At 41.6% G+C, this 12,833-nt stretch carries 11 protein-coding genes; 4 read left to right on the forward strand and 7 right to left on the reverse strand.

Going from position 1 to position 12,833, the window contains the following annotated elements; genetic code table 11:
• Window positions 1-20: 20 nt before the first annotated feature.
• Both V7783_RS19870 and mgtE read left to right on the forward strand, forming a co-directional pair.
• Window positions 21-293: an HPr family phosphocarrier protein gene (locus V7783_RS19870; RefSeq protein ID WP_064667815.1), complete on the forward strand. Its 273-nt coding sequence runs from the start codon at window positions 21-23 to the stop codon at window positions 291-293.
• A gap of 122 nt (window positions 294-415) precedes the next feature.
• Window positions 416-1,774 (forward strand): magnesium transporter, encoded by a 1,359-nt coding sequence (gene mgtE, locus V7783_RS19875; RefSeq protein ID WP_335680211.1) that lies wholly within the window; start codon window positions 416-418, stop codon window positions 1,772-1,774.
• A 1,021-nt stretch (window positions 1,775-2,795) separates the two neighbouring features.
• On the opposite strand, the gene V7783_RS19880 is transcribed toward mgtE, so the two are convergent.
• Window positions 2,796-2,954 carry a YqaE/Pmp3 family membrane protein gene (locus tag V7783_RS19880; protein ID WP_064667813.1) on the reverse strand — a complete coding sequence of 53 codons (159 nt, stop codon included), beginning with the start codon at window positions 2,952-2,954 and terminating at the stop codon, window positions 2,796-2,798.
• Between the two features lie 64 nt (window positions 2,955-3,018).
• Window positions 3,019-3,582, reverse strand: a complete 564-nt coding sequence (locus V7783_RS19885) for a BON domain-containing protein (RefSeq protein WP_335680212.1) — start codon at window positions 3,580-3,582, stop codon at window positions 3,019-3,021.
• 343 nt (window positions 3,583-3,925) lie between these two features.
• Here V7783_RS19885 and V7783_RS19890 point away from each other — a divergent pair, with 343 nt between their 5' ends.
• A complete protein-coding gene (locus tag V7783_RS19890; protein WP_335680213.1) occupies window positions 3,926-4,582 on the forward strand; it encodes a LiaF domain-containing protein in 657 nt (218 codons plus the stop codon).
• 57 nt (window positions 4,583-4,639) lie between these two features.
• On the opposite strand, the gene V7783_RS19895 is transcribed toward V7783_RS19890, so the two are convergent.
• Both V7783_RS19895 and pmbA read right to left on the reverse strand, forming a co-directional pair.
• Complete coding sequence (locus V7783_RS19895; protein WP_335680214.1) at window positions 4,640-5,056, reverse strand: VOC family protein; 417 nt, start codon at window positions 5,054-5,056, stop codon at window positions 4,640-4,642.
• Window positions 5,057-5,934: 878 nt separating this feature from the next.
• Window positions 5,935-7,284, reverse strand: coding sequence for a metalloprotease PmbA (gene pmbA / locus V7783_RS19900; protein ID WP_335680215.1), 1,350 nt, complete (start codon window positions 7,282-7,284; stop codon window positions 5,935-5,937).
• A gap of 408 nt (window positions 7,285-7,692) precedes the next feature.
• On the opposite strand from pmbA, the gene yjgA reads away from it, so the two are divergent.
• Window positions 7,693-8,220, forward strand: a complete 528-nt coding sequence (yjgA, locus tag V7783_RS19905; protein WP_335680216.1) for a ribosome biogenesis factor YjgA — start codon at window positions 7,693-7,695, stop codon at window positions 8,218-8,220.
• Between the two features lie 441 nt (window positions 8,221-8,661).
• On the opposite strand, the gene V7783_RS19910 is transcribed toward yjgA, so the two are convergent.
• From V7783_RS19910 to V7783_RS19920, 3 genes are all read right to left on the reverse strand, one after another.
• On the reverse strand, window positions 8,662-10,032 hold the full coding sequence (locus V7783_RS19910; protein WP_335680217.1) for a Gfo/Idh/MocA family protein: 1,371 nt from the start codon (window positions 10,030-10,032) through the stop codon (window positions 8,662-8,664).
• A gap of 266 nt (window positions 10,033-10,298) precedes the next feature.
• A complete protein-coding gene (locus V7783_RS19915; RefSeq protein WP_335680218.1) occupies window positions 10,299-11,372 on the reverse strand; it encodes a phosphotransferase enzyme family protein in 1,074 nt (357 codons plus the stop codon).
• Between the two features lie 49 nt (window positions 11,373-11,421).
• Window positions 11,422-12,303, reverse strand: coding sequence for a nucleotidyltransferase family protein (locus V7783_RS19920; protein WP_335680219.1), 882 nt, complete (start codon window positions 12,301-12,303; stop codon window positions 11,422-11,424).
• Window positions 12,304-12,833 lie beyond the last annotated feature (530 nt).

Consider the following 12,833-nt stretch of genomic DNA (forward strand, 5'->3'; position numbering starts at 1 on the left):
ACGTTTACTAAGGAATGTAGATGCGCTTAGAAGATACATTTTTAATAAAAAACAAACTTGGCTTACATGCTCGCGCAGCCAGTGTATTGGCACAATTAGCCGTGCAGTTTGATGCCAGCATCACGCTTCATCAAGACGATAAACAAGCCGCAGGCGATAGCGTACTGGGTCTCATGTTATTAGAAAGCAGCCAAGGCAAAGAAGTTAAAGTAGTCTGTGAAGGTCCAGACGCTGAGCCTGCTCTTGCTGCTATTGGCGAGCTTATCGCGCAACGCTTTAACGAACAAGAATAGCCCGTAGTCAGCACCATAGAATTGCGTTAAACTGAATAAATCGCTGACTTAAGCAATCAGCCTAGTTAATAATCAAAGTCTTACCCTACCCATTAAATTGTATTAATTATTTAAGGACGCCAATGCCAGAAGCTTTTGAACAAGATTATCCACTACAACAACTAAAACAAGTGACCAAGTCACTTAACAGTGGTCAATTTGTTCAAGTAAGGCGTATGTTGGCAAAAACAGCTCCGTGTGACACGGCGTTACTGCTCGAATCATCCCCACATAAAATTCGTACCTTACTATGGCAACTCGTTGATCCTGATGTACAAGGTGACGTACTCGAAGAACTTTCTGAAGATGTTCGCTTAGGGATCATTGCCCAAATGGAACCGGAGCACATTGCTGCCGCGACCGAGGACATGAGCCACGATGATTTAGGGGAAGTATTACGTAGCTTACCTGATACAGTCTACCAAGACGTCGTCAGCGCCATGGATAGCCAAGACCGCGAACGTGCAACCCAGGCACTTTCTTATCAAGAGCGCTCTGCTGGCGCGCTAATGAATACCGATACGGTAACCATTCGCCCAGATGTCACCATTGACGTGGTACTTCGCTACTTACGCTTACGTGGCGAGCTACCAGAAGGTACCGATGACCTTTATGTGGTTGATAAACATAACTGCTTTTTAGGCGCCATGTCACTTACCACCCTACTTACCAACTCGCCAGATAAAATTATTCGCGAATTAATGGATGAAGATTGTGAATCAATCCCTATTTCCATGGATGAGAGTGAAGTCGCGCAATTGTTCGAACGCCATAACTGGATATCTGCCCCTGTTGTTGATGATAACGACCATCTACTTGGCCGTATCACCATCGATGATATCGTTGACGTAATTCGTGAAGATGCAGAGCACAGCTTATTAAGCTTAGCGGGTCTTGATGATGAAGAAGATACCTTTGCTCCGGTATTAAAAAGTTCTAAAAAACGCTCGGTATGGCTTGGGGTTAACCTCTTAACCGCCTTGCTTGCTGCAATTGTGGCCAGTTTTTTTGAAAACACTTTAGCAATTTTACCGATTCTTGCGGTCCTCAATGGTATCGTGCCATCAATGGGTGGTGTGGCTGGCAGCCAAACCCTCACACTGGTAATACGCGGTATTGCAGTAGGTCATATCAACCAAACTAACCAACGCTTTTTACTAATGAAAGAGCTCGCGATCGGCGCTATAAACGGCATGGTATGGTCAATTTTAATAGCCGGCGTAGTTGCCATCTGGCAATGGGACTTTAAACTCGGCGGCGTACTCGCCTTTGCAATGTTTATGAATTTAGTTGCCGCAGGTGTTGCTGGCGCAAGTATTCCATTACTGTTAAAGAAAATGAAGATTGACCCCGCCTTAGCAGGCAGTGTCGTACTAACAACAGTCACAGATATCGTCGGCATCTTCGCCTTCCTCGGCACCGCCACATGGTTGTTGGTGTAGTTAAAAACTAGGTTAAAGGTTAAAGGTTCAAGGTTCAAGGTTCAAGGTTCAAGGTTCAAGGTTCAAGGTTCAAGGTTCACAGCGTAATGTAGGAAATGGCTTTAGCCATGAATTTCATAAACCGCGCGACATAAAGCCCCGCCTACGATAAACCCAAGCACCGAGGCAAACGCTAACACCCGTAGGCGCGAGTTTACCTCGCGCAGGTCTTAGCGTTAAAGCAATCATCAGCCGATGACGTAGGAAATGGCTTTAGCCATGAATTTCATAAACCGCGCGGCATAAAGCCCCGCCTACGATAAACCCAAACACTGAGGCAAACGTTAACACCCGTAGGCGTTAAGCTTGCTGACGCAAAAACACCAAGCCAGATTTAAAAACGCGGTGGCAAGCCACTCGCCTAGAAGTAATAAAACACTGAGGAAAACGTTAACACCGTAGGCGTTAAGCTTGCTGACGCACCAATACCAAATCATATTTAAAAACGCGGTGGCAAGCCACTCGCCTACAAGTAATAAAACACTGAGATTAACTTTAACACTGTAGGCGTTAAACTTGCTGATGCAAAAACACCATGCGACATTTCAAAACGCGGGGATGGGCCAGTTTACGACTATAAATAAATGGGAGTTAAAACATTCTTGGGTAGGGTTATAAGTGCATGCTCTCAATACAAAGAACAACATGCACTTATAATTTCGGCAGGTAACATCCTAGTAAAATCCTTCTAGTGGGTTGTCAGATAATCATCCATTAATCATACCTGTATCATCCTTGTGGGCTTAGTCATTAAGCCAATCCTTTTGTATTTATATGATCCTTATACTTAAAGCCCAATCCTTGCTGCTTTAGCTTCATTCCTTTGATGCATTATCCATTAACTGTTTCCATTGCTGCGCGGTCCAAAGTGACTTTGCGCTTACTGCGCTTCCTTGCTGGTTTTTCCTTAATACGTTATCCATAATGTTTCTCCTTGCCATCTAATGGGCAGATCATCCTTGTTGCGTTTAACACTGTAACTCTAACGACGTGCAATAATATAAATCGCATGTATTAGACCAGGAATATACCCTAGTAATGTTAACAAAATATTAATCCAAAACTGAGCACCTAAACCAACTTGTAAAAACACACCAAGTGGTGGAATAAGCACTGAAAATATAATGCGTATTAAATCCATTATTCTCACTCCCTGAAGTTTGCATAAGAAAGCCCAGCACAGCTGGGCATTCGTGGCTTATAGATTATTCAGCTACAATAGTTAAGTTATCAACTACATCGCGAACATCTTCAGCATTCTTAGCAATTTTCACCGCGAGCTGTTTTTCAGCATCAGAGCCAACTGTACCATTTAGTGTTACCACACCTTTATCTGTATCTACATCGATATCGGTACCGCCCACTTCAGAGTTGAACAAGAATCGAGTCGTGATAACTGTAGTAATTTTAGCGTCAGTTAAGTCACTTTCAGTACTATCAGACTTCATTTTCTTGTTTTTTGTATCTACATTTTTAACGACTGTAAGTTCGTTATCAACACTAGTTACACCATCAAGGCTTAGTACAAGCTCTTCAGCTAGCTCTTTATCTAAATCGCTCTCAACTTTACCGGTAAGTACTACCTTGCCATTTTTTACATCAGTGTTAATGTCAAAGTTGTTTAGATTTGTGTTCATTAGTAGAACTGTTTCTGCCTTTCCATCAATCCAAGCATCTTTACTTTCATTTTCCCAGCTACTTGCTTGAGCACCCATAGCAGTAGTACCAAGAACTAACGCAGCAATAATTGATTTGTTGAATGTTTTCATAATCTTTCTCCTTTTGATTAAAGACAATAAGATTAATGCGAACATCAGGCCAACTTTAAAAGCACTTAAAATCAAACGCTTAAATTAAAAGTTATATAATAACGCATTTTAACTTGGTAAGAATTTACCGACTGCTCGGTAATTTATTCTGGTCGTTGCAAAATTAACTATTTAATAGCATTATTCGTTAATCTGTCGTTAATATAACGAATTCATTTAAACACTTTAAAAATAACGTATTGATTATTAACATAATTAATAATGGCCTAAGCCTTGCTTTAGTTACAGCATTACAAAGTAATCGTACATATACACCAACAGCATCACTTATAAGGAATACATCATGACTGTAAAACTAGAAGATCGCCCAATTGAACAAGTGCGTGAACAAGTTATTGATCAATTAATTTATAACTACAGTCATGCAGTTATTTCAGCCGAGGCATTTGAGCGACGATTAGACCAAGCAATGGAAGCAAAAAATAACCAAAGTTTAATTGATTTGGTAAGTGATCTTGAACTCACTACAGATAGTAGTTACCAGTCAGAAAAACGTGCGCAGTTTAGCCCAAACTACAGCAATAAAAGCGGCGATGAAGCATTGCATCTACGTAGTATCTTGGGATCAAACGAGCGCAGTGGGCAATGGGTCGTGCCAAAAGAAATCCACCTGACTAACTTACTTGGCTCTATTGAACTTGATTTTACTGATGCCATATTTCAGCATCAAAATATCACCCTGCATGTCAATTGCTTGCTAGGCAGTGATGAAATTTATGTGCCAGAGCACGTCAACGTCGTATCAAAACTATTCAGCGTTATTGGCAGTGTTGAAAATAAATCGGTATCACTGAACAAGCAGCAAGGGCCAACCATTACTATCGAAGGTAAAGTGGTGCTTGGATCTGTGGAAATTAAAATCAAGCGTACCATTAAGGAAAAGTTTGTCTCTTTTGCAAACAGCCTTAAAGCCAGCTGGCAAGATATGAATAAACATTAATGGATAAAACACAGTTAAAGCTTAACAACCGTAGGCGTTAAGCTTGCTGACGCGATGTTATAAATCGTTGTTACGCTCATTGGGTATATCGCTTAAATACTCAACAAACTCAACTTCAAACCCTGCGGGGTCAATAAAGTATACATTTTTACGAAATGGATTTTCCGCACCTGGCTTATCAATACTGTAACCTGCGTTTTCTAAACGCGAAATAACCGCTGCAATATTATTTGTAACATAGGCAAAATGCGCCAAACCAATTTGGTGCCCAGTTAAATCACGATTGTGTTGTTCACCATTATCACTGAGTGCTAGATACTGAAAATCATCACCAAAGTGTAGCCATTTTCGTGGCTTACCGTGCCACTGCCCTTCGCCTTGGCTTCTTATCGACCAGTGCGGGAAAGCCGCCTTATAAAAATGTAGCATAGCTTCAACATCATTAACTACCAAGTTCACGTGCTCTAAATACATAACAAAATTCCTTTATTTGAGTAATTAGAACCACAATAAAACCTCAAGCAAAGTTGAGGTAAAGAGTTTTTTATAAAAAGTTTAGAAGTGAAAGGTATTAGGGGAGAGGCGCTAGGTTTTAGGGCAGCACCGAGCCTCTTTCCTTGAACCTAGTGCCTTTAAAAAATTTGCGCGGCATAAAGCCCTGACTACACCAAAACCAATGCATACCTGAACACCCGTAAGCGTTAAGCTTGCTGACGCCTGTTGATTAACAACTTTGTGGGAATGAATAACTAAAATATTTTGCACAAAGAGAAGACAATGAGGGTAAATGAGAAGAGAAAGCCACGGGCTAATTGCACCTTGATTACCACTTACCTAATACCTTTGCCCTTTAACCTCTTAAGCGCAGCGCCTCTTAACCTCTTTGTGAATGAATCACTTATAAATTTGCGCGGCATAAAGCCGCGCCTACGCAAAGCCAAACACCAATGCCAACCCCGTAGGCGCGAGTTTACCTCGCGCAGGTCTTTGCGTTAAAGCAATCATGCCGATGAAGTAGGAAATGGCTTTAGCCATGAATTTATAAACCACGCGGCATAAAGCCGCGCCTATAAACATTTTGCACAAAGAGAAAACAATGAGGGTAAATGAGAAACCAAAAAATTAATATTTTACTTTTTCAGGCTAAAGCCCGACCTACAAAAGCATATCACCTTTAACCTTTCCCGCTGATGTAACCCCGTAGGCGGGAGTTTACCTCGCGCAGGTCTTAGCGTTAAAGCAATCATCAACCGATGACGTAGGAAATGGCTTTAGCCATGAATTTCATAAAGCCGCGCCTACGCAAATTAAAACACCGATTAAAACTTACAACTTAAGACTTAAAGCTTCAATCAGCTTCCCGCAATCTGCATTTGCTCAATCAATACTGAACCGGTTTGAATACCACCGCGACGCTCTATGTCGCCACCTATGCCGCTAATGCCTTTAAACATGTCTTGCAGCTTACCTGCAATGGTAATTTCGCTTACAGGGTATTGTATCTCGCCATTTTCAACCCAAAAACCAGCTGCGCCTCGCGAGTAATCACCCGTTACGGTATTAACGCCCTGGCCCATTAACTCAGTCACCAATAAACCGGTACCCATTGTTTTTAACAACGCAGCTAAATCAGCGTGAGTTTGCTCAACTAGCCAGTTATGAATGCCACCAGCATGGCCGGTTGGTGTCATATTCATTTTACGCGCTGCGTAGCTTGCTAATAGATATGTTTGTAACTCGCCACCTTGAATGATTTCGCGGTCAATGGTTTTGACCCCTTCACTGTCAAAAGGTGAAGACGCTAACCCTTTTAATATATGCGGGCGCTCTGCAATATTAACGCAGTTATTGAATACTTGCGTGCCGAGGCTGTCGAGTAAAAAGCTTGATTTACGATATAGCGCACCACCACCAATTGCCGATACTAAATGGCCAAATAAAGAGTTGGCAATGTCTGCACGAAACACAACAGGCACTTTCATGGTGCCTAACTTTTGGCTGTTAAGTTTTGCTAACGTTTCATGAGCGGCTTCAAGCCCAACGGCTGCTGCATCATTTAACCCAGCTTGGTCACGCGCAACAGTATAGGCAGAGTCTCGCTGCATTTGCTCGCCGTCTTTACCAATCACCATAGTACTAATGCTGTGGCGCGAGCGTGGGTAACCGGTAATTAAACCATGGCTATTACCATACACTCGCAAACCTTGATGTGATGAGAAACTCGCACCATCAGAATTTACAATACGTGCATCAGCATTAAGCGCTGCTTGCTCTGCAGCATGACAAAGCTCAATACCTTGCTCAGGGCTAACATCCCAAGGGTGATATAAATCTAAATCAAGCGGGGCAAACTCAAGTAATGCTTTATCAGCAACCCCATTATGCGGATCGTCTGAAGTAAATTTAGCAATATCAATGGCTTTTTCGACCACTGTGCGTAACGTTTTCGGGTTTAAGTCAGCGGTTGACGCTGAGCCTTTATGATTACCAACATAGACGCTGATCCCTAAGCCGCCATCTTGGTTAAATTCGATTGTTTCGACTTCCCCCATGCGCGTACTGACAGATAAACCAGAGGTGCTCGACATAGCAGCTTCAGCGTCCGTAGCGCCGAGTTTTTTAGCGTGTTCTAACACTTCGGCAACGGCATCTTTAATTTGAGAAATTTGCGTATAAATAGGATCTTGCTGTTGGCTTTTCATCTTTTTAGTCCTGAGCTTAGAGCGTTTTGCGGGCGCAATCATAATACTTAAATGCTAACACACTCACTGCATTGCATCAGCTAATATTAATCATTAAAAGAATCACGTATATACCCAAGCCACCTCAAGATACAGAATTCAGCGTTTCACAGGGGCTTAATATCAAGGCGTTACTTTGCAAGAATGGCAGTCCCTTTTAAGAAGTAACAACGATGAGAGTAAGTGCCTGTGAAACGCCCAAAGGGTTGGTTTAAAAGCGATTTATACTGCGTTATTGATTTTAACAATAGAACCACTATTACTTGCAATCAATGCCTTGCCTAAATCGCTTTTAACTCCAACTGAAACTCGCATCTTGAGGTGGTTTGGGTATAATGACTGCAGTTAACGTTATCATATGAGTCCCTCATGGCGAAGAAAAAAGGCAAGCCTGCTGAAATTGAAGAAGAAATTATCTATATATCAAAAAGTGAGCTTAAGCGCGAAGCGCAAGAGTTTCATCAGTTAGGTGCTGAAATTGCCAAAATGGGGAAAAAACAGCGCGAGCGTCTACCCTTAAATGACGATTTAAAAGCGGCAATGGTTGTTGCAGACAAAATAAGTAATAAAAGTGATGCATACCGTCGTCACTTAAATTACATCGCAAAAACGTTGCGTACTGTCGAAAATATCGATGAGATCAACGCTATTATCGACGTTATGCTTAATAAAAATAATCAAGCTGAAGTGTTGATTAAAAAAATTGAGCAACTGCGTGAAGACTTAATCACTCAAGGTGATGATTTAGTAAATCAAACCATTGAGCAGTACCCGGTTATTGATCGTCAAAAGCTGCGCCAGTTAGTACGTAATGCAGCAAAAGAAGTGAAAGCCGAAAAGCCTGCTAAGGGCTACAAAGAGCTATTTCAGTACCTTAAAGAAAGCATCATGCGATAAACTATATTTAATGTAGTAATGAATTGCCTATATACAGCCTGAGTATAAACACTCGCTATTTATAGGCAATTACCGTTTAGTCATCTGTAATACCTTCAAGTAACCTTCAGAAAATACCAATCTTATCCTCACGACGTAGAAAGTGGCTTTAACCATTAATTTATAAACCGCGCTGCATAAAGCCCCGCCTACACTTTAAAACATAGGTTTTAGGCTCTAGGCCCTAGTCACTTACCTAGCACCTAGTACCTTTCTCTCCCTAGCACCTTTAATCTTTCTTACCTCTAAAGCGCAGCGTCTCTTAACCTCTTTGTGAATAAATAACTTAAAAATATTTTGCACAAAGAGAAGACAATGAGGGTAAATGAGAAAAAAAAAGCCACGGGCTTCGAGTCACTTCCTAGCCCCTAAAACCTAGTCACTTCCCTAGAACCTCTATCCTCAACCAACTATCCCTAGCGGTTTGGCACTTTGCCACGCCCCGCGGGTAAAATCTGGAATATCAATCGACGCACTGCGGTTACTTACCGATTCAGCCGATAGCGGCGATATTACAGACCAAGCCGCGCCATCGTATACATCTTGATCGAGCGCTTCACCATTGCGTAAACAGTAAATCATTCGCCAAAACATTAAAAAGTCCATGCCACCGTGGCCGCCGTTACGCTGTGCTTCTTCGCCCATTTTAGTCCACAATGGATGATCGTATTTTTTATACCAATCAGCCATTTCATAATCCCACTCATGGAAGCTTTTTGAGCCTCCGTCCTCTAATGCGATACGATTTGGAAAGCCAGCAAACACCCCATTAGTACCTTGAATTAAATTATGGCGCGAGTAAGGTCGTGGCGTGGTGGTATCATGTTGAACCATAATACTGCGCCCTTTCACTGTTTTGATAAGCGTGGTGTTCATATCACCAGCAATGTAATCAAGTTGATTACGTTGATGATCAATTGGAAATTCTTTCTTTGCATAAGCACTTCGGCCCAACGCCGGCGAGCTCATGGAGGTTAAGAAGTCAAAGCGGTCGCCACGGTTAATATTCATATATTGTGACACAGGACCTAAGCCATGAGTGGGATACAAATTTCCATCTCGCTTTGCATGCCAAGCTGTGCGCCACGAGCCGGTTTTATGTTCAATCTCTTTCATTTGCCAGCGTAACTCATGAATATACGCAGCTTCACCGTGTAACAGCTCACCAAACACGCCTTGGCGAACCATATTCAATACCATCAATTCATCACGACCATAGTTGACGTTTTCCATCATCATACAGTTTTTCTGAGTACGCTCTGCGGTATCAACAATTTGCCACATCTCTTCCACTGTGAGTGCTAACGGCACTTCAACAAAGGCATGCTTACCACTATTCATGGTATCTATTGCCATTGGCGCATGCCATGCCCACGGGGTGGAGATGATTACAATATCGATATCATCACGATTTAGCATCTCTTGATAAGCGTTATCTGAACCCGTATACAGTGCAGGCTTTACCAGCCCTTTATCGGTAAGGTATTTTGCAGATTGTTCTAAAACTTCATTGTGAGTGTCACAAATTGCTTTGATTTCAGTACCAGCAATATGACTCATGCGTTTTACGTGACCAAAGCCACGCTGACCAACACCAATAAAACCAACCCGTACTACATCCATTTTTGGTGCAATGAGACCAATGACTGACTGTCCCTGTTGCGTAGGAGCAATAGCGCTGCCATTGGCGCCACTTGCACACCCAGCGACCACACTTGCTGCAGCCGCTGCACTAGCAGCTTTTAAAAAATCTCGACGATTAAACTGTTTCATTATTATTATCCTAGAACTAACCTAGAATTAACTTACCTAAAACAGGGTAACAGGTAAAGTAAATGAGGATAGATAACATAGGAAAAGAAGGGGTTAGGGTTAGGGTTAGAATTAACCTTAACCGCCGACGTAGGAAATGGCTTTAGCCATGAATTTTATAAACCGCGCGGCATAAAGCCGCGCCTACGCTTTAAAACATAGGTACTAGGTTATAGGTCCTAGTAACTTCCCTAGTACCTTTATCTTCCTAGCACCTTTAACCTTTATTACACGTCTCTTAAAATGGCTTTAAGTGTGCTCTTTTTGGCGAGAATATCACGGTATAAAGCAAACTGATTTTGCGCACGTTCTAAATTATGATTAGCATGCTTAATAGAAAAGTAATGATCGCCATCAATGTAATCGGTTAAAAAGCGCAGACCAATCATAAAAGTCATAACCTTAGTACCCAGCCAAAAGCTTTGTTTTTCTTGCTCAGTGATCAAATCCTTCAAAGGCTCAACATAACCCTTAACCACAGCCGCAAAAATTTCTTCGCGAACACATACATTGCCTAAATTGGTAGAATCTTCCTGCTCTGGTGAGCAAAAAGTTCGCACCATATCGCCAAAATCATATAACCAATAACCTGGCATACAGGTGTCTAAATCAATCACAGCTTTAGCATCATGCGACTTATTACAAAACAGCATATTGTTGATTTTTGTATCATTATGACAAGGTCTAACCGGGACATTGCCTGCTAACGACTTAAGTTCATCAATTAAACCAAACTGTGCAAAGCAAAAATCGACCTCAGCTTGGCAGCTTGCTAAACGCTTAACTGGATCACTTGCAACCACCGCTTTAAGTTTCTCAGCACGCATCGCTAAATTATGAAAATCAGGAATAACATGATGCAATTGCTTGGCATCAAAATCTTCTAACGCAACAGCAAATTGACCAAATGCATTGGCCGCAGTTTGTGCTTGTGAAGTATTTAACACAACATCTTCACTATAACTGCCGCCAATAAATTCGAGTGCACGCCAAACACCATTATCACAATCAACTAAATAGCCATTTTCAACGGTCGGAACATGGCGAATAATCGCTAAATCATAATCACCCGACTGGTGTTTTTTAGTTAAATGACGCTCAATTAAGCGAGCATTTTTTACCAACATATCAGGCTCAGGAAAAACCTCAGTATTTAGCTTTTGCACGACTAATGATTTCTTTGGTGCAGTTAGCAGCATAGTGGTATTGATATGACCACTGCCAATTGGTTTCATACTAACTTTGTCATTGCCAAGGCCAAAACTTTGGGACAATTGAACCGCAATGGAATTTGACTTCATACTTATTTCGCTATTATTGTGCCCAGGAAAAGGCAAGATCGGGGCTGTTTCATCCATGACGTAATTCATATAATTTACCTGCAACATCCTGTAATTCTGATTTATAAGTTACTCCATACCATGACTCTTTAGCAGTATAAATAGTAACTATTTGTTGATTAGATGTGATCGCTTGTTGAATTTGATCCGGTAAATAATACTCCAATCTGACACCGTTGTCATATTTTTGCAGAAACTCAGAAAAACCAACATCAAGAGAGTCAAAAAGCGCAGGGGTAATACCCCAAAAGCTCATAGAGCCCAACGCATCAGCAGCTATTTCCTCGCGCCTCCCCTGCGGGTTATCACCCGCGATGTACGTGCTTTCTTTTTGTATATTTAAATACTCAACTACATCAACTAATTGGTTATTGTTAACTTGGCATACACCACGATTTACACCACCTTGCTCTGATAAGGTATCAATAATTGGGTATCCGACCATAGCCCAACTGTTGTTATTTTTAAAATGTTCGGCAAGTAATGTAAATGAAGACGCACCATAGTAATCATCCGCAGTGATAACTATGGCTGGGTTATGAACATGCTCTTTAGCACATAATAAAGCATGGCCTGTGCCCCAAGGCTTTTCTCGCTGTTTAGCTAAAGCTTGGAATTGCTCTGGCACTAAATCAATCCGTTGCTCCACAAGAACAACATCTATACCAGTTGGAAGCCGTGGTAAAATAACTTGCTCTAACTCGCCCCTCACAGCTTGATTGATCACTAATACCACTTGAGTAACGCCAGCGGCAACGGCATCAGCAATACTCAGTTCCATTATGGTACAACCTAGGCCAGCAATTTCAGCTATTTGTTTATTACCACCAAAACGAGAGCCCAAGCCACCAGCCAGAACCACCAAACTTAAGTGATGTTTTTTAGTTTTCATTTTTAACCAACTACTACTACAACTAAATCAGAGTGTACCATTTTTAAACGTGAGATCTAGCTATAGGATCTAGGTCTTAGCGGTAGGTTCTAGCCTAGCTCCTAGCCACTTCCATAGCATTCAGTACCTTTTTTAAACCTTTCGCGGCTAAAGCCAGCTCCTACAAACATTTTGCACAAAGAGAAAACAATGAGGGTAAATGAGAAACCAAAAAATTAATATTTTACTTTTTCAGGCTAAAGCCCGACCTACAAAAGCATATCACCTTTAACCTTCCCCGCTGATGTAACCCCGCACCCGGAATTACTTGACCACAGCACCTCGCGCAGGTATTTGCGTTAAAGCAATCATCAGCCGATGATGTAGGAAATGGCTTTAGCCATGAATGTTATAAACCGCGCGGCATAAAGCCGCACCTATAAACATTTTGCACAAAGAGAAAACAATGAGGATAAATGAGAAACCAAAAAATTAATATTTTACTTTTTCAGGCTAAAGCCCGACCTACAAAAGCATATCACCTTTAACCT

The organism is Pseudoalteromonas sp. (assembly GCF_036960685.1).
Classification (GTDB): Bacteria; Pseudomonadota; Gammaproteobacteria; order Enterobacterales; family Alteromonadaceae; genus Pseudoalteromonas.